Below are 24,282 nucleotides of genomic sequence, written 5' to 3' on the forward strand. Positions count from 1 at the left end.
GTCGTCAAGGCTTCTAATGGAAGAATCCAAGGCTATGCAGGACAGCAAGAGAATCCGCAAACCAGGCCCCGCCATACTGGCCGTCTATGCATCTCTTGTCCTGTTCTTCATTTGCATTCCCGTCGCCATCGTGGTGCCGATGTCCTTCTCGAGTTCCAGCACCCTGGAGTTCCCCCCGCCTGGCTACTCGTTGCGATGGTACGAAGCATTCTTCGGCGACCCGCGATGGATCGAAGCACTCCAGAACTCCGTATTCATTGCACTGATTTCGAGCCTTATCGCTCTTTGCCTCGGCAGCGTCGCCGCATACGGACTGGTTCGCGGCAGGTTCCGTGGCCGGTCTCTACTCGAGTTGAATTTCGCGGCGCCCATGGTGGTACCGCACGTCATTACAGGCGTCGCACTCTATATCTTCTTTGCCAACATTGGCCTGCTCGGAACCATGGGCGGACTTGTTCTGGCGCACGCGGTCCTGGCCGCGCCCTATGTCGTACTGGTGGTGTCCACCGGTCTGGCCGCGCTCGATGTCCGCGTCGAGCAGGTCGCCTGCACACTTGGCGCATCGCGCGCAATTGTGCTTTGGCGGGTGGTCGCGCCAAACATGGCTCCCAATCTATTCGCTGCCTGGCTATTCGCTTTCATGATCAGCTTTGACGAAATCACTGTCACGGTTTTTCTGGCCGGGACACACGACACGATACCCAAGCGCATGTTCACTCAGCTTCTCGAACGCATCGATCCCACCATTACCGCGGTCGCGACGATGCTGGTCGCGGTTTCCATCCTGATGGTGGCAGCGATTGCCGCGCTGATGCGACGCCCGAAATTAGAGCGCAGCAGCACTGGGTAGAGGTTGCGTTGCGGCATCCATGTTTACACCGACGACCCTGCCGTTCCGAGGGCTGCAGCCAGCAAATCGACCAGGCCGCGCCCGGCGCTGCCATCTTCGTCGAGATGCGGATTGTAGATAGTGATCTCAAGGCCGACTGCCTTGCCGCTCGACAGCGCAATCCGCAGCGCGGCCGTCAGCTCTTCCCACGACAAGCCGCCAGGCACGCGAAAATCGACAGCAGGCATGATGGCGTCGTCAAGGCAGTCTGCGTCAAGGTGGATAAAGAAGCCGTCAAGCTCTGTTCGCGTCAGGTGATCGACGGCCTGCCGCGCGGCAGCCTCGATGCCCATCGAACGCACTGCGGGGAGATCAAGCGTCTTGATCGTTTCAGGAAGAGGCTGGCTCCCGTACTCCTTTTGGTCGTCGTGATCGCGATACGCGAACGCAACTACGTCTTCAGGGCGGACTAGAGGACCGCGCCCTTCGATGTCGGTTAATAGCGGCGGACCGTAGCCGGTGACGAAGGCTAGGTCCATCGAGGCGCCTTCCCCGTTGGGTTCCGCCTCGGGCTGGAAAAAATCGGCGTTGCCGTCGATGAAGAGCAGACCATAGCGGCCGCGCCTGCGAAACGCGAGCATGGAACCCAGCAAGATTGTGCAATCGCCGCCTAGCAGAACCGGAAACTCGCCCGCGTCGAGCACCGCTTCCACCGCGTCGGCGAGCTTGGGCGACCACGCCGCAATGGCTTTGGCGTTCAGGGTGCCAGTATCAGGATCGGGCGTCGGATCCTTGGGAGGTACAGCCAATCGCCCGCCGTGACGCGCATGGATACGCTCAGCAAGGCCGTGGGCCAGGAGCTGATCAGGCAGGCGCTCAACACCGCAGGTCGCCAGCCCTAGCGTGGAAGGGGCTTCGAGGATTGCATAGGAGAGAGTCGGCATCAGCGTCTCCGCAGGCGGCTATTCCGCAGAAAATATGATGTCAGACTACAAATTACGGCGCGAAAGCTCAATCTGGCCCCCTATCTTCCGCTGCCCTGCCGGGACGCGGACGGCTCCCGATGCGATTGGGAGGCCTGGAACAGGGCTCTCAAGCCTGCGCGTTACGCGGCAGCCAGCGCCAGAACACGCCGGCCGCCACCAGGCCCAGCGTGCCTACGCCGAACGATGCGCCGCCGAGCGACACCAGGGCGGTCAGCACCGACAGCGCCACGGGCCCGCCGCTCGAGCCGAGGTCGGCCATGAAACGCCAGATGCCGAGGAACTGCGTGCGCGCGCCCGCTGGGGCGGCGTCGGCGCCCAGTGTCATCACGATGCCCGATCCGATGCCGTTGCCGAAGCCCAGCACCGCCGACGCCAGGATGAAGCTCGCCACTCCGTCCGTGAGCGGGATCGCCATCAGGCTCAGTCCCATCAGCAGCGTGCAAGGCAGTGCCACCCACAAGCGGCCGCGCTGGTCCATCACCTTGCCCGCGGGATAGAACACCGACATGTCGACTGCGGCGACCAGCCCGTAGATAAGCGAAGTGGTGGCGGCGTCGAGGCCCAGATGGTCTGCCCATAGGGGAATCACCACCTGGCGCGACGCGCGCAGCGCGCTGATCAGCATCACGCCCACGCCGAGCGTGGCGTACACGCCGCGATGGTCGCGCGCGACCTCGCCCATGCGCGCGCGCGGCGCGCCCGCGCCCGCTCCACCCGAGGGCTCGATGTCGGGCGCCTTGATGGCGATGAATCCCGCGCCGAGCATGGCGCAAACGGCAATCCAATAGGCGCCGTCGAGCCCCAGGAAATGAATCAGCGCCGCGCCCGCGAAGGGGCCGAAGAAGGTGCCGATCCGTGTCGTACCGCCGAGCGTGGACAAGGCGCGCGCCCTGTACGTCAGCGGCACGACTTCTATCATGTAGCTCTGGCGCGCCAGCTGAAACACCGACTGCGCGCACCCCTGCATCAGCATGGCCAGCGCCAGCACCCAGAGATTGGGCACGCCGATCACGAGCAGCAGGCCGACCACGCTCAACACCGCCGCGCCGGCCATGGCGCGCTTCTCGCCGAAGCGATGGGTGATCAGCGCGGACGGAATGTTGGAAAGCAACGAGCCGACCCCGATGAGGGCGGCGATCAGGCCGGCGGTCGCCATCGACGCGCCCTGATCGCGCGCGGTGAGCGCGATCACGGGAAGGATGGCGCCGTTGCTGATGCCATAGAGCAGCGACGGGCCGAACGCCGGCACGGCGATCTGCTTCAGATTGAACGAATCGGTTTGCGACATGGCGGGAGGTGAGAGATCGGCCGCCCGCCGCCTTGCCCCAGGGCAAGGGACCGGTCCGGCAGCCATCGGCGCGGAATGCCGAAAGTGTAGCTGGAGCCCCGCGCGCCCGGCTGTCGGCCAGCTGACAGCCGCCAGGTATCTCCCGGGCTGCTCAGCGTCCGGCGTATACCGGCTTTCGCTTTCCGGCGAACGCGGCTGCAACGCTTTGACAATCCTTGACGGTTAAGTCCTGGCGATACATTGCGACACACCGTAATATTTCTCACGCAAATTGTGTCGGCCGAGCATGCGCTCGACTGGGTACTGTTCCACGTATTCGCCTGTCCATGCCCGCAACCCTTCTTGAATGGTCCGTGCCCGCGGCGATCCTGATGTGCGCCATCGGACTCTGCGCCGCACGCTTCATTGGCTTCAATACGCTCCGGTGGGGCTACGCCCTGGCGTGCCTGGGCGTCGGCTACGCCGTCATGCTGGTGCAGGCCAGCGCACTTTCCCCATATAAACAGGTCGTCGAGGATGCTTTCATTCTGGGCGGCGTCATCCTGGCCTGCCGTGCCCTCCAAAGCCGCCGTCGCGGCCGGATTCCCCCCTACTTCGATGTTGCGGTCCTGCTTGCTTCGACGGCGATGGTAGTCGTCTCGGTAGTGCTGTTTGCCAGCGCAAGACTGGAGACGTTCTTCGTGCAAGCCTGTTGCGCGCTCGTGACCTGGCGAGCCGCGCTGTCCTTCGCCAGGCAGGCCGCGACTACGTCGGACAGGGTGCTCACCGCCGCATTCCTCTTCATCGCGCTGGTGTTGACGGGCCAGTGCATCCTGTACCTTGCCGCCCCGATAGCGCCGCTCGCAACGGGCGAATGGAGAACCTCTGTCTGGGGCATCCTGATCCAATACACCGGCCTGCTTGGAAGCATAGTCCTGACCTTCGCAGTCTTCATCGCCACGAGCTACGACGCCATAGAGAAATACCGCCGCCATGCCCATACCGACGCCTTGACGGGCCTGCTGAATCGCCAAGGACTTGATAACCTGCTTGCCTCCGCTTCCGGACGCCTTTTCTCGGATGCGGCGGCGCCGGCCGCGCTGATCATGGCCGACATCGACAACTTCAAACGCATCAACGATGACTTCGGCCATGCGTTTGGCGACATGGTGCTGGCGCGATTCGGCGCCCTGCTCAGGCCGCAGGCAGCCCCTCACATCCATGCAGCCCGGCTGGGCGGAGAAGAGTTCCTGCTGCTGCTGCCCGCGGCGAATCTGGAAAGCGCCACCGCGATCGCCGAGGATATCCGTACCAGTTTCGTGGCGCAGCGCTGGGCGCCGCAGGTTCCGAATTCGCGGTTCACTGCCAGCATGGGGGTGACCCTCATGCGAGCAGGAGAACCTTTCGCCAGCGCGTTGAAGCGAGCAGACGACCTGCTCTACGAGGCGAAGCGACGAGGTCGAAATTGCACGGTTGCGGGTGTAGCGCCGGCCGACACCAGGCATGGCCGCCACGAGCCTGGCGACAACGCAAGCACTCAAGCGTGTTGCGCACAGGTGTGATGTCACTGGCTCGGCCCGCGGCGCACGCAGCGATCCCGACAGGGCTCATTGCGGCGGGCAGCGCACCGCGCTCATAGCGTCATGACCGGCTCGTCTTCGATCCGAAAGAACAAGGCGCTCGGCCCCATGATGCCCGTCCCGTCCAGATACTCGAAGGCAACGCGCTGGCCCGGCGCGGCAGCTTGCCCGAAATGCTCGACCCGATACATCACGCCCCCGATGCGATAGTTGTGGACCAGCGTGGAAACGTTCGAGTTGGACGCGCGCAGGCGATAGGTCACGACTTCCTCGACCAATCCGCGTACCCCGTGCTTGTAGCGGGCGCGCTTCAGCCTGGGGCTGCGCATGCCCAGCACGAGTCCCGTGAGGACGAAGAATGCGGCCAGCAGGATCAAGGGCCCCAGGAACAGGCTGCCGGCCAGCGGCACCAGCGCCAGCGCGTAGAAGAACTTGCGCAGGCTCAGTTCTTCCTTGCGCACGGTCTCGCGGTCGGCATCGCTGACTTCCTCGACCGAATTCCAGGCCTGCGCGCTCATCGGGTATTCAGCCCGCAATAGCACGGGCGGCGTACCGGGCAGCAGCGTCAGCAGATGCAGGCGCACGGGCAGGTTCGTCAGCGCCGCAGCCGTCACTGGCCGAAAGCCTTCGCGGGTGTCGCGCGTGATCTCGTTCCAGAACGGCAGGGCCACGTCCACGCGCTGCTCGCCGAAGATGTAGCAGATGCCGGGGATCTCGGCCGGAACGAAGCCGGTCAGGTGACCGGAAGCGATCTGCTTGGGTATCCGCCCCTTCAACGCCTGGTTGAAGCGGCGCCAAGCGCGCGGCAGCCGCAACAACCTGCGTCCAAGAAAGACCGCGAAGCACATCATCGCCACTGCGCACAACAGGACCACCACCCCGTCAGCGCCGCGGCGCAGACTGCGATCGGACGCGAACAGGACGACGAACACGATCGCGCTGCTCGCCAGCAGCAGGAACATCAGCCCCGCGAACACGGCCGTCAGGGATCTGCCGCGACGGCCACGGCGCAGCAGCACGATGTCCTCATCGGCCAGGGGTTCTTCCGTGACTTGCAGCATTGCGCTCATGCTACCCCGGCAGCTTGCCCTGCTTGCGCGCCGCGCGTTCGGCCAGCCGCTGCGCCATATCCTGCTGGCGCTGCATCAGATCGGCGATCTGTTCGGCGTAGAGATCGGTGAGGTCGCCGGCCAGCGGCTCCACATCGGTCAGGTCATCGATCGCCACGACCGTCCCCGCCTGGTCCAGGCCCCAGATCCGGCTACCGTCACCCACGATCTTCAGCACGGGCAGGATGCCGGACAAACCGGCCTCGGCGAGCTGGCGCTGCTGCGCCGAGATGCTGGCCCATTCGGGCAACTCCGGCGCATCGATGCCCAACAACACCAGACCGCGCCAGAAAGTCCAGGCGGGGCCGACCTCGAACTCCTTCGCATGCGGCCAGACTTCCTCGCGCGCCATCACGCACAGGCCGTTGGTACGCTGGCAGAAGGCCGCAAACGCCGCTGGCAGCGGGAAGCCTACAGCGGTCTCCAGACCGGCAATCGCCTCCGCATCGGGCGCGGGCGCGGCCACGACCTCAAAATGTTCGGTGTCCACGGGATCCAGGATTTCCCACATGCGTTGATGAAACTGTTCGGCGGTCATGGTCATGCAAGCATCCTGAAGCTAAGAAAAATCCTGGCTCGCCGCAAAGGCGGAAGCCTGGAGGGCGCACCACTATATCCTTGTTTGCGGCGGACCTGCCGATGCGAACGGATGGGCCACGGTGTGCCCAGCGCCCTCAGCCCCGCCGGCCAAACAGCATCGTCAATCCGAACAGCGCTCCCAGCCCGCCAACGATAGCCAGCGACATCGACGGCTCGCGCAAGCTCAGCGCCATGACCGCCGCACCCGCCCCCAGCACGATGATCAACAAGCCCGTCAGGCGTCCTGCCGTGGAACCATAGAAATGTGTGCGGCGCGCCGCCTGCGTACCAGCGGGCTGGCGCTTGTGCCACGCCGCCAAGGCCAGCTCAAACTCGCGCAACAGACGTTCACGTGTGGGCAGGTCCACTGCACTGACTAGCAACGTTGGCAGGCCGGGACGAACCAGCTTGAGATAATCGTCAGTGCCCCAGCGGGACAATTGCGCGAAGGCGACGGGAGAGCGGCGCGAAAACTCCAGCCCCTCGGACGTCACCTTGACGGTATTGCGTGTGGGAAAGCCCTTGAACGCCACCAGCGGCGGCACCAGCAACCCCAGCACCGCCAGCACAACCGCCAGAGCAATCGGCCCACGGTTGAACACCACCAGCATGAAGCTACCCGCCGCCAGGGCGAAGGCCAACGGCAGCGACAACTGGTGCCATCGGGTATAGACCGAGGCCTGGATCCCTTCGTTGCTAGTCATGTTTGAGCCAATTGCATGTCGACTTCTCCGTGAATGACGCACGAGTCACGATCAGAGTGTAATCATGCGCCTGTGCGGAACCTGACGCGGCATTGCCTCCAAGCGCCAAATGGCCGCTTTGGATACGACGACTCAGGTCAAGATTCGCAGATCCAGTCCGTAGGCCGGTCATCCGCCGCAAATCGTACGGCCGGCCAATAGCCATCCATGAACCAAGTCGCGTCGCGCGGCGCCAGGTGCAGCACGTAGCCCCCGTCGGCCGCGACGATCAGGTCAGATGGCGTGAAGTGTTCCAGGAACGTCACAGGGGGATCTTCGGGGTCGCCGCTGTCGCGTCCCTCCTGCCAGAGGAAATGCAGCGCCGCGTCGCGGTGCGTATCCAAGACTTGAGCGATCGATCGTGCCCGCGCCAGCAGCGGCTTCGCCGCCAGTGGATCGGCTTCAAGCAGCACCACGCGCAGCCGGCCGCCGTCGGCGGTCGCGCAGTCCAGCCAGGTCTCCTGGGCCAGCATGTTGTCGTGGGTATAGGGCTGCATGGAAGGACCGTTTATCGGCGCTGTCGCGCCTCGGCACGACGCCGGCCGACGTGCATGATAGCCATGCCCGAGATCGCAAGGGCGGCGCCGATGAACAGATTCGCGGGGGTGGCTTCGCCCAGCCAGAGACTGGAAAACAGCACGCCGAACACGGGCACCAGCGTGATGTAGCCGGAGGCCGCGCCGGCGCCCAGCGCCTTCACGCCTTCGAAGTACCAGGCGTAGGCGATCGCGGTCGCCCCGAACGCCAAAGCCAGCAGGCTACCCCAGGCGCTGGCCGGCGCCTGTCCCAGCCTCTGCCAAGCGGGAACGCCTTCCACGATCAGGCTGGTGAGCAGCAGCATCAGCGCGCCGATCACGGTGGTCACCGTGGTGGTGGTCAGGGCGTCCACGCCTTTGAGCACCAGCCGGCCGATCAGGGTGTAGGCCACCCAGCAGGCCACGCAGCCGAGCAGCAGCAGTTCGCCGATGCCCACGCCGGAGCCGGCGGCGGCTTGTGAAACCCCGCCGCCGATGGCGATATACGCACCGATGGCCGACAGAACCATGCCAGCCAGGATGGCGGGGTTGAGGTGTTCGCGGAACAGGATCGCCGCCAGCAACAGCGTCGCGCCCGGATTCAGCGTCACCACGATCGCGGCCTTGCCGGCCGGAACCAGCTGCAGGCTCAACATGAAGAAGCTGGAGTAACCAAAGACGCCCGCCAGCGCGGCGGCGGCCAGGCCGAGCCATTGATTGCGCGTCAGAGACTTCAAGCCCCGCAGCGCCGACGCGCGATGCATCCACAGGACCAACGCCACACTGGCAAACAGGAATCGAAGGCTGGCCGCGGCCAGTGGGGCCATGGACTGGGCGACGACCTTGCCCCAAGACCAGGACGCGCCCCAGAGCGCTGCCATGCCGACCAGGCGCAGGTGCGTGGCCATCAACGTATTTTTCATTTGTGCTTCGAAAGTGAGCCGCAGTGGTCGCGCGAGGCGACGGTGCAAACGCAAGGCATCGAGCTTGTCCATCCGTGACAGCCGTCAGTGCGCATGCGGGATTTTAGCTGGCGCAGTTTCAACGCGATATTGCAATATGGCTCCTTCGCACGCTCAAAGGCTCCTCAGGAAATCGACGAGCGCCTTGTTGACTGCCTCGGGGGCTTCCTGTTGCAACCAATGCCCCGCGCCGGGAATGACTTCAATAGCGCGCAGCTGAGGAACGAGGGCTGGCATGGCCGCGATGATCTGATCCATGCCGGGAATCGCCAAGCCAGTATCCCTTTCTCCTACGAGATAGAGCGCAGGCACATCCACCGTCTTTCCCTCCAAAGCCCCCTGTAGCGCCCAATTGCGGTCCAGATTCCGGTAATAGTTGAGGCCGCCACGAAAACCGCTGGCGGTGTAGCTTTGGACAAAGGTCGCCAGATCCGACGAAGTGAGCCAGACCGGCAGCGTCTCAGGGACAGGCAGCGAATGGAGCAAGCCCCGGCCAGCGGCGACCATGCCAAACGGATTGGGCGTGCCAGGGTCGTCACGCGGTCCGGCGTCGCCCGATGCCGCGAAGTAGATGGCGCGCAGGGTTGCGCTGATGTCGCGCTCGAATTCCCCTTCGGCAACTCCCGGCTCGTTGAAATAATGCGTGTAAAACGCGGCGGACTCGGTTTTGGGGAAGAGGCGGCTGGGTGCAACCGGCGCTCTGCGCATCATGGGAACGCCCAGGGCGACGACGGCCCGAAAGCGGTCCGGACGCAATTGGGCTGCCTGCCATGCGATGCTGGCGCCCCAATCGCCACCCACGATCACCGCATCATCGGCTCCCTCGCTTTCGATAAGCGCGACCAGGTCGCCAATGACATCCAATGTCGTGAACGCCGCCACATCCGTCGGACTGTCGCTGGCACCATAACCGCGCAAATCCGGGGCCACGGCGCGGAATCCCGCCCGCGCCAGGGCTGGAAGCTGGTGGCGCCAGGCATAAGCGGTCTCGGGGAAACCGTGGCACAGCACGACGAGTGGACCTTCGCCCTGGGCCGTGACATTGAGCGTGATGCCGTTGGCGGTCACATCGCGTGTTTCAAGGTCGATCATCGGGTTAGCTCTCAGGAAGTATCCGGCGCAGCTATAATACCGTAACACTTGTAGTTACGGTATTTCGATCCCATGGCCAATGACACCCGCCTTGCCCGTCTGCTGCACGTCTTGATCCACATGCATTTGCGCGGCGGCACGACCACTTCTGGAACGCTGGCCAAAATGCTGCATACGAATGAGGTGGTGGTTCGCCGATCCATGGCGGCGCTGCGCGCCGCCGGCATGGTGACCTCCACGGGCGGGCGCAATGGCGGCTGGGTACTGGCCAGGGGGCTGGAAACCATCACCGCGCGCGATGTCCATGAAGCCATCGCCCATGGCACGGTCTTTGCCATCGGGCCGGCCGACGACAATCCTGCCTGCCCCGTGGAACGAACGGCGAATCAATTAGTGGCGGATTCCCTGCGCGAAGGCGAGCATGCCTTGCTGCAACGCTTGGGCGCGGTATCGCTTTCCGAGCTTGCCGCGGAGATTGCCTCGCGCGAGGAAGGATGACGCCGTAGAGTTGAATGAGCTACGCAGGCGCAGCTTTTATCGTTGTTCTATCTACTGTTCTTTCAGCCCCAACGACTTCATCAACGGCGCGAACAATTTCTTTTCGTCCTGCACGCGCGCGGCATAGTCGGCCACGCGCAGCGGTAGCGCCTCGGCGCCCGCATCGAGAAAGCGCGCCTGGATCTCCGGCCGCGCGAGCACTTTGTTGATTTCGGCGTTCATGCGATCGACCACGTCATCGCGGGTGCCAGCGGCGGCATACACGCCGAACAGGCTGTCCGCGAACACACCGTCGATGCCGACCTCGGAAAAGGTTCGTATGTCGGGCGCCACGGCAGCGCGTTGCCGGCTCGCCACCGCAAGTACCTTCAGTTTGCCCGCTTGCACCATGGGAAAGACCGTGGCGGGTCCAAACGCGAAGTCGATCTGGCCCGCTGCCAGGTCTTGTATCGCCGGCGCCACGCCGCGATACGGCGCATGGGTAGCCTGCATGCCAGTAGCCTGCTTGAGCAGCTCGCCGGCCAGATGCGGCGTCGTGCCGTTTCCGGCCGAACCGTAATTGAGAGGATCGGGCCGCTTGCGCGCGTATTCCACGAACTCTTCGAGCGTATTGACGCCAAGCGAGGACCGGACAAACAGGAACAGCTGGCTGTTGGCCAGCAAGGCAACCGGCCGCAGGTCTCGCTGCGGATCGAACGGCATGCTGGCGAACATCAGTGGGTTGACCGATTCGGTCGTCGATGGATTGAGCAGGAAGGTATGGTTGTCTCCACCGTTGCGCACAACCTCGGCCCCCGCCACGTTGCCGCCCGCACCGCCCCGATTCTCCACGATAACGGTCTGCTTCAAGGCCTCGGCCAAGTGCGGCTGCACCGTGCGCGCCAGCACGTCGACCAACCCTCCGGGCGCCAGCCCCACCACCAGGCGCACGGGCTTGACGGGCCAGGCCTGAGACGGCGTTTGCGCATGGCTGCCCGTCGCCCAGCCGGTCAGCGCCAGCATCATCATGGCCAGACAACGTCTACGCAACAGCATGCGATTCTCCTTATGGGGGCTCACCCCGCGATCCCGCGCACGGTGCGTCACATGCCGCACCACGGTGAACCGCCTTGATGCCGCATCGCGGCGGCGGCCCTGCATCCGCCGCTCATTCTTCACAAAAGTTTAAGCATAAAGAATCCCGGATAACCCTAACTGCCGGCGACAAGCGCGGCTTGTCGAGACGGCTTCAGTCCAAATGACCTGCCCCCCGCAAATCCGTTTCGTGGCTTCTTCCCGCCCCACTCGGGGCGCTGAAAAGTGACGTGCCCCCCTAACCTGCGCGACTCAGTTATGCATCTTCGTTTTTCCCAACAGTAGAAACACCAAAACTGCTGTCGCTGCCGCAGCAGCTGCCAAGACAAGGAGCTGGAACTGAAAGGCGCTCTCATACACCTGCAGCAAGGAATTTTGTTCCATCATCGGTAGGTGGGCCATGGCGTTTTGCAGGTCGCTCATCGCCAGCCGATTCGAAGCCTTCACCAACTCGCTCGTTTTCATCTGGCCTGACGCGCTATCCTCCGCTGCAGTTGCCAAGCCCGATAGAATCCGAGCAGACAGGATGGCCCCGACCGCTGCGATAGCGATGCCATCCCCAGCCAGACGAATCGCGTTGAAGATCCCCGCCGCCATGCCGGCCCGCTCTTTGGGCACCACGCTGACCGCCAGACCGTCCATAAGTCCCCATGGCAAACCGATACCCGCGCCGATCAGCAGCATCGCAGCCAAGCGGTTACTTTGGACATCGCCAGCGATGCCGTAACCCAACCAGGACAAACCGGCCGCGGCGATGACAAGGCCAATACTCGACAACACTCCGACATTGATCCAGCGCGCCAGTTGGCCTGCAATGAACGGAACCACCAGTAATGGCGCAGACAACGCAATCATCATCTTCCCCGCCGCCAACGCGCTGTAGCCTTCCATCCCGATGAATCGGGCGGGCAAGATGATGAGCAGCACGATGTATGCATAGGCCGGCGCAACCGCCAACACCTGCACTCCTACAAAGCGCGCGTTAGCGAATAGGGAGAGGTCGAGCATAGGCTTGGCTCGCCGCAGTTCAATGAAGGCGAAGACCATCAACAGTCCAACGGCACTCGCCAAAGAAGTCAGTACCGACGTGTGGCCCCAGCCCTGCTCGGGGGCAAGGATGAGGCCGTAGGTGAGCACAGCGAGCCCGATAGTGAAGGTGATTGCTCCGGGCCAATCCAATCCTGTGGCTTCGGGATCACGTGTTTCACGTGCAAATAGCGCGATCAGGACGGAAGCAAGCAATGCAACCCCTGCCGGCGCTAGAAACACCCAGTGCCAACCCACGGTATCGATCAAGAATCCGGCTAGGAACGGACCAAATGCAGCTCCCGCGCCAAAGGTCGTCCCAATCAAACTGAAAACACGAGTGCGTGCGTGTCCGTCGAACTCCTGTGTCAATGCGGCCATTGCGCCCGCGAACGCCGCAGCTGCCCCCAGCCCCTGGATCAACCTCAAAATGTCGATCCACAGAACGGATTGCATGAAAGGAATTGCAGCCGTTACGAGCGCGAATAGGACCATGCCCGCCAACCACAGCCGCTTGCGCCCATACGTGTCCGCCAGACTCCCTGCGGCTAGCGTCGCACTGCCGTAGGTAAGGATGTAGGCGTTGATGATCCAAGTAAGTTCCGCGGCGCTCCCCCCAAGGGCCTGATTGATTGAGGGCACCACCACAGCGGGGCCGGCGATGCTTAATGGGATGACCGCTGCTGTCAGGCAGCCAGTCAAGATTAATGGGGCTTTGTAGGCTGTCGAGCCTGCGGCTGAAGTGCTGACTGTCATCGGGTATCCAGGCAATAGGCCAAAGCCACGCAGGAATCCTCACGCCGCTGCTGGCTAAGGCGTGGGCGGAGCTCCGCTGTGGCACTCCCAATTAATGCTACAGAGGAATCAATATGGCAAAAATATGGGTAAATTCATCGCTGACATGACTAATTTGTCACTTATTGGAGGCGGAATGGATAGCCTGAGTGGTATGACAATTTTTGTGCTGGTCGCTGAGATGCGTAGCTTCGCTGCTGCTGGGCGCCAACAGGGCGTCTCCGCATCGGCAATCAGCAAGGGGGTAGCCCGGCTCGAGGAAAAGCTCGGCGTGCGCTTATTTCAGCGCAGTACCCGCAGCGTCAGCTTGACACCAGAGGGCACACTGTTCCTTGACCGCTGTCGACGGATCCTGGCTGAAATCGCGGCGGCAGAGAATGAATTGACCAGCACAACCGCCAGTCCTAAGGGCCGCCTGCGGGTGAGTCTGCCCTTGGTCAGCGGTCTGATGCTGCCGGCAATATCGGCCTTTGCACATCGCTACCCTCAGATTGAGCTGGATCTGGACTTCAGCGACCGGCTAGTGGACGTCATAGCCGAAGGCTTCGATGCCGTGGTGCGTACGGGCGAACTCAGCGACTCCCGTTTGTTGAGCAAGCGCCTGGGCAGCAGCCGCTTCGTGTATGTCGGTGCGCCTGGTTACTTCGCACAACGAGGGACGCCGCTCCATCCGGAAGAACTGACGCAACACGCCTGTCTGATGCACCGATTTCCGACTACTGGCACGTTAGAGAAATGGCCATTTGTCCGCCCGCCGTCGGAAACGGTGATTCGTCTGACGGCCAGCATGACCAGCAACCACGTCGAGACGCTACTGCATATGGCAGTGCAGGGCCACGGCATTGCCTGCCTGCCTGACTTTGCCGTTCAACCGGCATTGGAAAGTGGCGCGCTTCAGATTGTGCTGGATCGGTGGGCGGGTAGTTCCAGCACGTTTTGGGTCCTATGGCCGTCCAATCGGCAGCTATCTCCCCGAGTCCGGGCATTTGTAGATTTCATGGCAGAGAACCTATTTACTGAACCGAATCTTGTTTAGAAATTCGACTGAACTTCGGCATCAGTGTGGTTCGACGCTCGCCAGCTTCCCCCAATATGTAACAACCCGCCCCCTCCCCCTTGAACCCTAGAACATCATCCCTATAATTAGCACTCGACACCGGTGAGTGCTAACAAGCGTTCCCGGGCCTAACCGATCATTCCCTTCTCTTTTAGCAACAGGAGTTCCTCATGGCCTTGCGTCCCCTGGGCGATCGCGTGATCGTCAAACGCCTCGAAAACGAGCGCAAGACTGCATCGGGCATCGTTATCCCCGACAGCGCCGCTGAAAAGCCCGACCAGGGTGAAGTCGTGGCCGTCGGCCCCGGCAAGAAGACCGAAGACGGCAAGATCCTGCCGGTCGACCTGAAGGCTGGCGACAAGGTTCTGTTCGGCAAGTACGCCGGCCAGTCCGTGAAGGTTGACGGCGAAGAGCTGCTCGTCATCCGCGAGGACGAAATCCTCGCCGTGGTCCAGTAAACCCCGCCTCAAACGAATTTTCGAAGGAAGCTAAGAAATGGCTGCCAAGCAAGTATTGTTCGGTGACGACGCCCGCGTGCGCATCGTCCGCGGCGTGAATGTTCTCGCCAACGCTGTCAAGACCACCCTGGGTCCCAAGGGTCGCAACGTCGTGCTGGAGCGCTCGTTCGGCGCCCCGACCGTGACCAAGGACGGCGTCTCCGTCGCCAAGGAAATCGAACTGAAGGACAAGTTCGAAAACATCGGCGCTCAGCTGGTCAAGGACGTTGCCTCCAAGACCTCCGACAACGCCGGTGACGGCACCACCACCGCCACCGTGCTGGCCCAGGCCATCGTTCAGGAAGGCCTGAAGTACGTTGCCGCCGGTTTCAACCCGATCGACCTGAAGCGCGGCATCGACAAGGCTGTCGCCGCCGCCGTCGCTGAACTGAAGAAGCAATCCAAGCCGGTCACGACCAGCAAGGAAATCGCCCAGGTCGGCTCGATCTCCGCCAACAGCGACACCTCCATCGGCCAGATCATCGCTGACGCGATGGACAAGGTCGGCAAGGAAGGCGTCATCACCGTCGAAGACGGCAAGTCGCTGGAAAACGAGCTGGACGTCGTCGAAGGCATGCAATTCGACCGCGGCTACCTGTCGCCCTACTTCATCAACAACCCGGACAAGCAAGTTGCCGCTCTGGAAGATCCGTTTGTCCTGATTTTCGACAAGAAGATCAGCAACATCCGCGACCTGCTGCCCGTGCTGGAACAAGTTGCCAAGTCGAGCCGTCCCCTGCTGATCATCGCGGAAGACGTCGAAGGCGAAGCCCTGGCCACCCTGGTTGTGAACAACATCCGCGGCATCCTGAAGACGACCGCCGTCAAGGCTCCTGGCTTCGGCGACCGCCGCAAGGCCATGCTGGAAGACATCGCCATCCTGACGGGCGGCACGGTGATCTCCGAAGAAACCGGCATGTCGCTGGAAAAGGCCGGCCTGGCTGAACTGGGCCAAGCCAAGCGCATCGAAGTGGGCAAGGAAAACACGACCATCATCGACGGCGCTGGCGACAGCAAGTCGATCGAAGCTCGCGTCAAGCAAGTCCGCATCCAGATCGAAGAAGCCACGTCCGACTACGACCGTGAAAAGCTGCAAGAACGCGTGGCCAAGCTGGCCGGCGGCGTTGCCGTGATTCGCGTTGGCGCTGCCACCGAAGTCGAAATGAAGGAAAAGAAGGCTCGCGTCGAAGACGCCCTGCACGCTACCCGCGCTGCAGTGGAAGAAGGCGTTGTGGCTGGCGGCGGCGTTGCTCTGCTGCGCGCCAAGCAAGCCATCACCGACCTGAAGGGCGACACGCCTGACCAGAACGCCGGCATCAAGCTGATCCTGCGCGCTGTGGAAGAGCCCCTGCGCACCATCGTCACCAACGCCGGCGAAGAAGCCAGCGTCGTGGTCAGCAACGTGCTGAACGGCAAGGGCAACTACGGCTACAACGCCGCGACCGGCGAGTACACCGACCTGGTCGAGCAAGGCGTGCTGGATCCCACCAAGGTGACCCGCACCGCCCTGCAAAACGCCGCTTCCGTCGCCAGCCTGCTGCTGACCGCCGAAGCTGCCGTGGTCGAACTGGCCGAAGACAAGCCCGCTGCTCCGGCCATGCCCGGCGGCATGGGCGGCATGGGCGGCATGGACTTCTAAGTCCCGCTACCCTTGCAAGGCCTCCCCGGCTTCGGCCGGGGAATGCAGTATCCCGAAAAACCCCCGGTCCTTCGCCCCGGGGGTTTTTCTTTTTCTGCCGCAACGCTGCCTCGCCAAAGAACACGTTTGCGCACAATCTGCGGGTTTCGCCGCGGCGCATGCGTCCCTACAATAAAGGGTCCGCAGAACGAGCCTAGCCCCATGCGTTTTTCCAAGACCCTGTTGCGTGTACTGCGCCCGGCCGAAATCGGCGGGCTGTTGATGGACTCCGCCAAGCAGTGGTCCACCCATCGCGCCTCCAGCAAGGGCGCGGCGCTGGCGCTGTACATGGTGTTTTCGCTGGCGCCCATGCTGATCCTGGTGATCGCCGTGGCGGGCGCATTTTTTGGCGAGGATGCGGTGCGCTCGGAACTGTTCACGCAGTTGCGCGATTTGATCGGCGACCGCGGCGCGGAGGTGATCCAGACGGTGCTGGCCAGCGCCCACGAATCGGGCGGCGGCTGGATCGCGGCGCTGATATCGATTTTCGTGCTGATCTTCAGCGCCACCACGGCCTTCGCGGAATTGAAGGCCAGCCTGGACGAGCTGTGGGAAGTTTCCGCCAACCAGAAAAGCGGGCTGCACGGCATGGTGCGCAGCCGCATGCTGTCGTTCGGCCTGGTGCTGGTGCTGGCGCTATTCCTGCTGGTTTCGCTGAGCGTGAACGCGGGACTGGCCGCGGCGCGCAGCTATTACGGCGATTTGTGGACCGCGTCGTCCTTCGCGCTGGTGGCGGAGTGGATCTCCAACTTTTTTTCCTTCTCCATCGTAGTGGCGCTGTTCGCGGTGATCTTCAAGCTGCTGCCGAGTGCCAAGATTTCCTGGCCGGACGTGATACCCGGCGCGATCGTGACGGCAGCGTTGTTCCTGATCGGCAAGTGGGGCATCGGCGTCTATCTCAGCCGTGGCGCGGCGGTGTCCGCCTACGGCGCGGCGGGATCGTTGATCGCGCTGCTGCTGTGGATCTACTATTCGGCGCAGATCTTCTTCTTTGGCGCGGTCTTCACGCGCCAGTTCGCGCTGCGCTTTGGCAGGAACAGCGCGTCCGCGCCAGCGCCGGCAGACTCAACGGCCGCGCCGGGCGCCTGAATCCGACGCCGTCAGGCAGCGGCGGCGTCCTGCTGTTCCAGCCCCGCCATCAGACGCAGGCATTTCAGGAACACCGGCCGCAGCTCCTCTGGTATCGGCGCCAGCACTTCCGCTTCCACGGCCGCGTCCTGCGGCAGGATGCGCGCCAGCAGCGCGATGCCCTCTTCGGTGATCTCCAGCGCATAGGCCCGGCCGTCCTGGGCCGATCGCTTGCGGCGCACATAGCCCTTCTTGGTCATGCGGGCGATCATTTCGGCAAAGGAATTGCGGTCCAGCGCGATCAGTTCGGCGATGCGGTTCTGGGTCGCACCGGGATTCTGGTAGACGGTGATCAGCAGCGCCTTCTGGCGCGGGGTCAGGTCTTCGTCGGGAAAGGCCTGCGCGAACAGGGCTTCGGCGCGGAAATGAGCCCGGCGCAGCAGATGGGACGCGACCTGGGTCAGATCGAACGCCTGCAAGGCCTGGGGAGCGGCCTGGTCGGCAGGGGCACGTCGGGATGTAGCGGTCATCGGGCTTCCAAGGGATGGATGTCAGCGGTCATGGCATTGTTCCGCAGTTCTATAAGATAGCTCACGCCCCTTTCAGACTTCATCATGTCCTGCCTTTCCGGTAGTCGGTCAACCCCACGCCGGTATGGCGCTTGAAGAACTTGCCTAAATAGGAGGCGTCGGCGAAATGCAGCTCCTCTGCAATCTGCTGCACGGATTTCCCGGGCTGGGTAAGGCGCTTTTTTATCTCCAGCACGACCTGCCTGTCGATCAGCGTCTTGGGCGCGTCGTTGAAGAACCTCCTGCTCAACTGCGACAGGTAGTACGGAGTGATGTGCAGCAGCCCTGCATAGAATGCCACCCCGCGCTGTTGCACGCAGTGCTCCGAGATCAGTTCCCAGAATTTCCAGCAGACCGCCTCCGATCTGCTGAAGTCATTCTGCGTCCCGGCCCCAAGGCCTTCCGTCTTTTCGCAGATCCACAAGAACAGGTTTTGGACATGGTTGACGATCATGGTCCGCTTGTAGGTCCCGCACTGCTCATGGATCAGCGCGGCCTGGCCCTCCCAGGCCCTTGAATAACGTGGCGACAGCTTTTCCGCGGCGAAGAACGGCGAACGGCTCAAGAAGGAAAACAGGCTGTTGGGCAGGGCGTGCGCAATCTCCGCGGCGATCGACCGGTTCATCAAATAGCAGACGCACGAAAAGTCATCCGACTTGCGTTTGATGAGCGCGATGGAGTCTTCCGCCAGGACCAGCAGATCGTCTTTCTTCATGCGGTGTGGCTTGAAGTTCACTTCCCACTCAGCGCTACCTTCGCGGCAGATCAACACCGCCACATACGACAACGCCAAGGGAGGCCCCACCTGTCCGTCGAACCCATTGAGACCGATGCAGAAGTCTTCGAGGCCCGTATACGAGAGTTGAGAGAGAGTTTTCATTTATGCATAAATTCTAAAGGAATCCTCATAAATTCTGGCTCTTTGTTTTCATAATTACCTAATCTACTCAAGACTGTCTGTTATCAATCGCGTGGGCAACTCCTAGAATTCCAGCTGTTGTTTTCATTGCTGAAAGGAAGGGAAATCATGCTGCGCACCGAACGCCTCATCTTGCGGCCCTGGCACACCGACGACGCGCCGAGCCTGTTTGAGTATGCGAGCGACGAACGAATCGGCCCCGCCGCGGGCTGGCCCCCGCATACAAGCGTCGAACATAGCCGGGAGATCATCCAGACGATTTTTTCGCGGCCACTGGCCTATGCCTTGACACTGAAGGCAGACAACACCGCCATAGGCCTGGTGGCGTTGCTCATGGGGAAGGACAGCAATTTCGACATTGCCGATGATGAAGCCGAAATCGCGTATTGGATCGGCGTGCCGTTCTGGGGCCACGGACTGATTCCTGAAGCCGTCAGGGAGCTGATGCGCCACGCGTTTGAAACGTTGAACTTCAACGCGCTATGGTGCGGCTACTTCGCCGACAACGAGAAGTCGCGCAAAGCCCAGGAAAAGTGCGGCTTCAAGCATCATCACACCGAGGAGAACAAGTTCAATCAGTTCATGAACGACTACCGGACGGAGCATGTCAGCCGCATCGGCAAGGAAGAATGGCAGACGCTGGAGGCTTCGAAATCGCATTGACTTGAGGCAGGCCGCTGTCTATGATCCAAAATATAGTACGTATACGTATTTATTTTGCATCCCGACCGAGCCCTGCCCATGACGATCCGACAATTGCGCAACTACATCGACGGCCGTTTTGAAGACGGCGCGTCCACCTTCGACAAGCACAGCCCGGTGGACGGGCGCCTGATCGCCCAGGTCCACGAAGCCGGCCGCGACCAGGTGGACCGCGCGGTGGCGGCGGCGCACCGCGCCCTGCCGGCCTGGGCCGGGTTGCCGGTCGCCGCGCGCACCGACCATCTGCTGGCGCTGGCCGACGGCATTGCGCGGCGCTTCGATGATTTCCTGCAGGCCGAGATCGGCGACACGGGCAAGCCCGTGGGCTGGGCCGGGAAGATCGATATTCCGCGCGGCGCGGCCAATTTCCGCGCCTTCGCGGAACTGGCGCGCACGCTGGACATGGAAAGCTATATGACGGACACCCCGGACGGCAGGCAGGCGTTGAACTATGCCTACCGCAAGCCGTTGGGCGTGGTGGGCGTGATTTCGCCCTGGAACCTGCCGCTGCTGCTGCTGACCTGGAAGGTGGCCCCCGCACTGGCATTCGGCAATACGGTGATCATGAAACCGTCCGAAGTCACGCCGTCCACGGCCACGCTGCTGGCCGAGGTGGCGCACGAGGCCGGGCTGCCGGCTGGCGTATTGAACCTGGCGCACGGCTTTGGCCCGAACTCGGCGGGCGAATTCATGACCACGCACCCGGACATTGACGGCATCACCTTCACCGGCGAATCGGCCACGGGCGCCGCCATCATGCGGGCGGTTGCCCCCGGCGTGAAGCCGGTGTCCTTCGAACTAGGCGGCAAGAACGCGGCGCTGGTGTTCGCCGACGCCGACTTCGATGCGGCCGTGGACGGCGTGACGCAATCGGTGTTCGCCAATTGCGGGCAGGTCTGCCTCTGCACCGAGCGCGTCTACGTCGAGCGTCCGATCTACGAGCGCTTCGTCGCGGCGCTGGCGGCTCGGGCCGAAGCCTTGCGCATCGGCTGGCCCATGGATCCCGCCACGGAGATGGGGCCGCTGGTGTCGCGCGAACATCGCGAGAAAGTGCTGTCGTACTTTGCCTTGGCGCGCGAGGAAGGCGCGACGGTGGTAGCGGGCGGCGGCGTGCCGGTATTCGACGATGCGCGCGACGACGGCGCCTATGTGCAGCCCACCATCTGGACCGGTCTGGCCGAGAACGCCCGCTGCATCAAGGAGGAAGTCTTCGGCCCGGTTTGCCACGTGGCGCCCTTCGATACCGAGGAAGAAGCCATCCGCCTGGCCAACGACACACGCTATGGGCTGGCGGCCGCGGTCTGGACCCAGAACCTCACGCGCGGCCACCGGGTGGCGCAGGCGATGAAGGTCGGACTGGCCTGGGTCAATTGCTGGTTCCTGCGCGACCTGCGCACGCCCTTCGGCGGCAGCGGCCTGTCGGGCATCGGCCGCGAAGGCGGGCGCCATTCGCTGCATTTCTATACCGAACCCACCAACGTCTGCATTAAGCTCTGACCCATCCACGCAAAGGAAGACGCGATGAACCAGTCCCAGACAAGTCAACCCGGCCAGCCCGGCGTCAGCGCCACCGTCGTCGCCGGCAAGGCCACGCCGCGCGGCAAGTATCCGCACATCAAGCGCGCCGGTGATTTCCTGTATGTCTCCGGCACCAGCTCGCGCCTGCCCGACAACCGCATCGCGGGCGCCGAGGTCGACGCGATGGGTACCGCCACGTTGGATATCCGGGTGCAGACGCGCGCCGTCATCGAGAACATCCGCGACATCCTGGCCACGGCCGGCGCCACGCTGGCCGACGTGGTCGAGATCAGCACCTTCCTGGTCAACATGAACGACTTCGGCGGCTACAACCAGGTGTACGGCGAGTACTTCGATTCCGACGGCCCGGCCCGCACCACCGTCGCGGTGCATCAGCTGCCGCACCCGCAGCTGCTGATCGAGATCAAGGCGGTCGCCTACAAGCCGCAGGCGCGCTAACGGCGCATGTCGGACTTCCGCATCACGCCCAACGCACTCAGCCGCAAGCTGAAGCTGCACCAGATGCAAATCTTCGAACGCGTGCTGGCATGCCGTTCGCTGTCGCGCGCCGCCAGCGAGCTGCACCTGACCCAGCCCACCGTCACCAAGGCCATCCACGAACTGGAAACCTTCTTCGGCGCCCCGCTGTTCGAGCGCTCCAACCGCGGCGTCACGCCGACGGAACTGGCCGTGGTGCTGGGCCGCCGGGTCCACGCCATGATGGCCGAGATCCGCTACATGGCCGACGACATCGACGCGGTACTGGGCGGCGCCAGCGGCCACGTGGTGGTGGGCACGCTGATCGCCGCGTCCGCCAAGCTGCTGCCCGAGGCCATTGCGCGCCTGATGACCGCCCACCCCGGCATCCAGGTCAGCGTGCGCGAAGGACCGACCTCGCAGTTGCTGCCCGCGCTGGCCACGGGCGACCTGGACATCGTGGTCGGCCGCCTGCCCGGCGCCGACATGGCAGCCATTTCCGGGGTGGCCGTGGACCATCACAAGCTGTACCGGGAGGAGCTATGCCTGGTGGCGCGCGCCGCCCATCCGCTGGCCGGCGCGCCGCCCGCGGCGCTGGCTGAACTGGCCGACCATATATGGATCCTGCCCGCCCCCAGCTCGCCGCTGCGCGCCTCGATCGAGCGCAGCTTCCTGGACGCCGGCCTGCGCCTGCCGGCCCGGCATGTCGAATCGCTGTCCCTCCTGACCAATATCGGCGTGCTGATGCACAGCGACGCACTGGCGCTGCTGCCCTACGACGCGGCCGCGCCCTTCCTGGCCACGGGCATGCTGGCCCGATTGCCTACCGACGCCTTTGGCGCATTTGGCGACGTGGGCTACTCGGTGCGGGCGGACCGCCCGCTCACACCCGCGTGCCTGCGCCTGGTCGACTATCTGAAGCAGATCGCGGCGCAACGCGCCGAAAGCGGCGGCTGAAGATCGGCCCAGGGTTATCCCGCCATAGACAACACGCATATCCGGCGGCGTAATTTCTATTGTGCAGGTCCGCAAGGTCCCGCCTAGACTGCGGGCTATGGGGCAGCCGCGGTCCGCCCCCTGACTCCCGGAGATCCTCATGCCCGCCTATGGCCCGCCACTGAATTTCCAGCGCTGGATCGACGATCACGCGCACCTGCTCAAGCCGCCGGTCGGCAACCAGCAGATCTGGCAGGACGCCGACTTCATCGTCACCGTGGTCGGCGGCCCGAACCATCGCACCGACTACCACGACGATCCGCTGGAAGAGTTCTTCTACCAGTTGCGCGGCAACGCCTGGCTGTCGCTGTGGGTGGACGGCAAACCGGAGCGCGTGGACCTGAAGGAAGGCGACATCTTCCTGCTGCCGCCGCACGTGCGGCATTCGCCGCAACGCCCCGAGACCGACAGCGCCTGCCTGGTCATCGAACGCCAGCGCCCGCAGGGCCTGCTGGACGGCTTCGAATGGTATTGCCCGCAATGCGGCAGCCTGGTGCATCGCGTGGAGGTGCAGCTCAAGAGCATCGTGACCGACCTGCCGCCGCTGTTCCAGGCCTTCTATTCCAGCACCGAGAAGCGCACCTGTCCCGGTTGCGGCGAGATCCACCCGGGCAAGGGACATGCGTCTGCCGCACAGGCGGCTCCGGCCTAGCCGCCCTGTCCCACCTGACCGCAATCCGTCAGGCTCCCGACCGACTTCCTTTCTATCTGCACATGACCCAGAAAATCGACATGCACGCGCACTTCTTCCCGCCGATCACCCGGCAGGAAGCGGCGGCGTTGGACCCCGTCAACGCACCCTGGCTGCGGCTGGACGGAGGCGGCTCCAGTGGCCAGATCATGGCGGGCGAGCGCCCCTTCCGCCCGGTGGACGCCACCTTGTGGGATCCGGCTTTGCGCCTGGAGCAGATGGACCGCAACGGCGTGGACCTGCAGATCCTGTGCGCCACGCCCATCATGTTCGGCTATTCCTACCCGGCACAGGCCGCGGCCGACTGGGCCGCCCGCATGAACGACCTGGCGCTGGAGCATTGCGCCCATGCGCCGGCGCGCCTGAAGGCGCTGGCGCAGGTGCCGCTGCAGGATCTGGACCTTGCCTGCAAGGAAGCGTCTCGGGCCCGCGCCGCCGGCCATCTGGGCGTGCAAATCGGCAACCACGTCGGACCGCGCGACCTGGACGACGAGACCCTGGTGCAGTTCCTGATCCACTGCGCCAACAATGACATCCCGGTGCTGGTGCATCCCTGGGACATGATGACCGACGGCCGCATGAAGAAATGGATGCTGCCGTGGCTGGTCGCCATGCCCGCCGAAACCCAGCTGGGCATCCTGTCGCTGATCCTGTCCGGCGCCTTCGAACGCATTCCACGCAGCCTGAAGCTCTGCTTCGCGCACGGCGGCGGCAGCTTCGCCTTTCTGCTGGGGCGCGTGGACAATGCCTGGCGCCATCGCGACATCATCCGCCAGGACTGTCCGCAACTGCCCTCTTCCTATACCGACCGCTTCTACACCGACAGCGCGGTGTTCGATCCGCGCGCGCTGCGCCTGCTGATCGACGTGATGGGCGAGGACCGCGTGCTGCTGGGTTCGGACTATCCGTATCCGCTGGGCGAGCAGGAAGTGGGCAAGCTGGTGACCCACGCCGGCCTGCAGCAGGACGTGCAGCAAAAGATCCTGTGCCGCAACACGGTGGAGTTCTTCGGCCTGGAGCGGCGCGCCGGGTGACATAAACGGCCCGAAAGAATG

At 63.5% G+C, this 24,282-nt stretch carries 25 protein-coding genes; 13 read left to right on the forward strand and 12 right to left on the reverse strand.

Features of this window, described 5'->3' with window-relative positions; genetic code table 11:
* The first annotated feature begins 16 nt into the window (after window positions 1-16).
* Window positions 17-850 (forward strand): ABC transporter permease, encoded by an 834-nt coding sequence (locus AC6LKD_RS00840; protein ID WP_498114760.1) that lies wholly within the window; start codon window positions 17-19, stop codon window positions 848-850.
* A gap of 23 nt (window positions 851-873) precedes the next feature.
* On the opposite strand, the gene AC6LKD_RS00845 is transcribed toward AC6LKD_RS00840, so the two are convergent.
* On the reverse strand, window positions 874-1,773 hold the full coding sequence (locus tag AC6LKD_RS00845) for an arginase family protein (RefSeq protein ID WP_013396123.1): 900 nt from the start codon (window positions 1,771-1,773) through the stop codon (window positions 874-876).
* Between the two features lie 148 nt (window positions 1,774-1,921).
* Entirely contained in the window at window positions 1,922-3,103 is a 1,182-nt protein-coding gene (locus tag AC6LKD_RS00850) for an MFS transporter (protein ID WP_013396124.1), read from the reverse strand.
* Between the two features lie 326 nt (window positions 3,104-3,429).
* Here AC6LKD_RS00850 and AC6LKD_RS00855 point away from each other — a divergent pair, with 326 nt between their 5' ends.
* Entirely contained in the window at window positions 3,430-4,644 is a 1,215-nt protein-coding gene (locus tag AC6LKD_RS00855) for a GGDEF domain-containing protein (RefSeq protein WP_013396125.1), read from the forward strand.
* A gap of 71 nt (window positions 4,645-4,715) precedes the next feature.
* Here AC6LKD_RS00855 and AC6LKD_RS00860 read toward each other — a convergent pair whose 3' ends face one another.
* The 6 genes from AC6LKD_RS00860 to AC6LKD_RS00885 form a co-directional block, all read right to left on the reverse strand.
* Window positions 4,716-5,732: a hypothetical protein gene (locus AC6LKD_RS00860; protein ID WP_498114761.1), complete on the reverse strand. Its 1,017-nt coding sequence runs from the start codon at window positions 5,730-5,732 to the stop codon at window positions 4,716-4,718.
* Window position 5,733: 1 nt separating this feature from the next.
* The gene (locus AC6LKD_RS00865; RefSeq protein WP_013396127.1) at window positions 5,734-6,315 is read right to left on the reverse strand and encodes a hypothetical protein; all 582 of its coding nucleotides are present in this window, start codon (window positions 6,313-6,315) and stop codon (window positions 5,734-5,736) included.
* 130 nt (window positions 6,316-6,445) lie between these two features.
* Window positions 6,446-7,054 carry a hypothetical protein gene (locus AC6LKD_RS00870; protein WP_498114762.1) on the reverse strand — a complete coding sequence of 203 codons (609 nt, stop codon included), beginning with the start codon at window positions 7,052-7,054 and terminating at the stop codon, window positions 6,446-6,448.
* A gap of 137 nt (window positions 7,055-7,191) precedes the next feature.
* Window positions 7,192-7,590 (reverse strand): hypothetical protein, encoded by a 399-nt coding sequence (locus tag AC6LKD_RS00875; protein ID WP_492274326.1) that lies wholly within the window; start codon window positions 7,588-7,590, stop codon window positions 7,192-7,194.
* A gap of 11 nt (window positions 7,591-7,601) precedes the next feature.
* Window positions 7,602-8,531 (reverse strand): DMT family transporter, encoded by a 930-nt coding sequence (locus AC6LKD_RS00880; protein WP_041654337.1) that lies wholly within the window; start codon window positions 8,529-8,531, stop codon window positions 7,602-7,604.
* A gap of 153 nt (window positions 8,532-8,684) precedes the next feature.
* On the reverse strand, window positions 8,685-9,662 hold the full coding sequence (locus tag AC6LKD_RS00885) for an alpha/beta fold hydrolase (RefSeq protein ID WP_013396131.1): 978 nt from the start codon (window positions 9,660-9,662) through the stop codon (window positions 8,685-8,687).
* A 72-nt stretch (window positions 9,663-9,734) separates the two neighbouring features.
* Here AC6LKD_RS00885 and AC6LKD_RS00890 point away from each other — a divergent pair, with 72 nt between their 5' ends.
* Complete coding sequence (locus tag AC6LKD_RS00890) at window positions 9,735-10,160, forward strand: RrF2 family transcriptional regulator (protein ID WP_013396132.1); 426 nt, start codon at window positions 9,735-9,737, stop codon at window positions 10,158-10,160.
* A gap of 51 nt (window positions 10,161-10,211) precedes the next feature.
* Here the strand turns inward: AC6LKD_RS00890 and AC6LKD_RS00895 are convergent, their stop codons facing one another.
* The gene (locus tag AC6LKD_RS00895) at window positions 10,212-11,195 is read right to left on the reverse strand and encodes a Bug family tripartite tricarboxylate transporter substrate binding protein (RefSeq protein ID WP_013396133.1); all 984 of its coding nucleotides are present in this window, start codon (window positions 11,193-11,195) and stop codon (window positions 10,212-10,214) included.
* Window positions 11,196-11,486: 291 nt separating this feature from the next.
* The gene (locus tag AC6LKD_RS00900) at window positions 11,487-13,016 is read right to left on the reverse strand and encodes an MFS transporter (protein ID WP_498114763.1); all 1,530 of its coding nucleotides are present in this window, start codon (window positions 13,014-13,016) and stop codon (window positions 11,487-11,489) included.
* 175 nt (window positions 13,017-13,191) lie between these two features.
* Here AC6LKD_RS00900 and AC6LKD_RS00905 point away from each other — a divergent pair, with 175 nt between their 5' ends.
* The 4 genes from AC6LKD_RS00905 (at window position 13,192) to AC6LKD_RS00920 (ending at window position 17,376) form a co-directional block, all read left to right on the forward strand.
* Entirely contained in the window at window positions 13,192-14,091 is a 900-nt protein-coding gene (locus tag AC6LKD_RS00905) for a LysR family transcriptional regulator (RefSeq protein ID WP_498114803.1), read from the forward strand.
* A 191-nt stretch (window positions 14,092-14,282) separates the two neighbouring features.
* Complete coding sequence (gene groES, locus AC6LKD_RS00910; protein WP_006221616.1) at window positions 14,283-14,570, forward strand: co-chaperone GroES; 288 nt, start codon at window positions 14,283-14,285, stop codon at window positions 14,568-14,570.
* A gap of 37 nt (window positions 14,571-14,607) precedes the next feature.
* Window positions 14,608-16,248: a chaperonin GroEL gene (gene groL, locus AC6LKD_RS00915; protein WP_013396136.1), complete on the forward strand. Its 1,641-nt coding sequence runs from the start codon at window positions 14,608-14,610 to the stop codon at window positions 16,246-16,248.
* Between the two features lie 201 nt (window positions 16,249-16,449).
* Complete coding sequence (locus AC6LKD_RS00920) at window positions 16,450-17,376, forward strand: YihY/virulence factor BrkB family protein (protein WP_498114764.1); 927 nt, start codon at window positions 16,450-16,452, stop codon at window positions 17,374-17,376.
* Between the two features lie 11 nt (window positions 17,377-17,387).
* On the opposite strand, the gene AC6LKD_RS00925 is transcribed toward AC6LKD_RS00920, so the two are convergent.
* Window positions 17,388-17,885: a MarR family winged helix-turn-helix transcriptional regulator gene (locus AC6LKD_RS00925; RefSeq protein WP_498114765.1), complete on the reverse strand. Its 498-nt coding sequence runs from the start codon at window positions 17,883-17,885 to the stop codon at window positions 17,388-17,390.
* Window positions 17,886-17,967: 82 nt separating this feature from the next.
* Window positions 17,968-18,804, reverse strand: coding sequence for a helix-turn-helix domain-containing protein (locus tag AC6LKD_RS00930; RefSeq protein WP_498114766.1), 837 nt, complete (start codon window positions 18,802-18,804; stop codon window positions 17,968-17,970).
* A 147-nt stretch (window positions 18,805-18,951) separates the two neighbouring features.
* On the opposite strand from AC6LKD_RS00930, the gene AC6LKD_RS00935 reads away from it, so the two are divergent.
* The 6 genes from AC6LKD_RS00935 (at window position 18,952) to AC6LKD_RS00960 (ending at window position 24,261) form a co-directional block, all read left to right on the forward strand.
* The gene (locus tag AC6LKD_RS00935) at window positions 18,952-19,506 is read left to right on the forward strand and encodes a GNAT family N-acetyltransferase (RefSeq protein WP_498114767.1); all 555 of its coding nucleotides are present in this window, start codon (window positions 18,952-18,954) and stop codon (window positions 19,504-19,506) included.
* 78 nt (window positions 19,507-19,584) lie between these two features.
* The gene (locus AC6LKD_RS00940; RefSeq protein ID WP_498114768.1) at window positions 19,585-21,042 is read left to right on the forward strand and encodes a 2-hydroxymuconic semialdehyde dehydrogenase; all 1,458 of its coding nucleotides are present in this window, start codon (window positions 19,585-19,587) and stop codon (window positions 21,040-21,042) included.
* Window positions 21,043-21,066: 24 nt separating this feature from the next.
* Window positions 21,067-21,522 (forward strand): RidA family protein, encoded by a 456-nt coding sequence (locus tag AC6LKD_RS00945; RefSeq protein WP_013396142.1) that lies wholly within the window; start codon window positions 21,067-21,069, stop codon window positions 21,520-21,522.
* A gap of 6 nt (window positions 21,523-21,528) precedes the next feature.
* On the forward strand, window positions 21,529-22,497 hold the full coding sequence (locus AC6LKD_RS00950; protein ID WP_498114769.1) for a LysR substrate-binding domain-containing protein: 969 nt from the start codon (window positions 21,529-21,531) through the stop codon (window positions 22,495-22,497).
* Between the two features lie 139 nt (window positions 22,498-22,636).
* On the forward strand, window positions 22,637-23,188 hold the full coding sequence (locus AC6LKD_RS00955) for a 3-hydroxyanthranilate 3,4-dioxygenase (RefSeq protein ID WP_498114770.1): 552 nt from the start codon (window positions 22,637-22,639) through the stop codon (window positions 23,186-23,188).
* 62 nt (window positions 23,189-23,250) lie between these two features.
* Complete coding sequence (locus AC6LKD_RS00960) at window positions 23,251-24,261, forward strand: amidohydrolase family protein (protein ID WP_498114771.1); 1,011 nt, start codon at window positions 23,251-23,253, stop codon at window positions 24,259-24,261.
* Window positions 24,262-24,282: the final 21 nt, after the last annotated feature.

This window comes from Achromobacter sp. D7-1 (genome assembly GCF_059760445.1).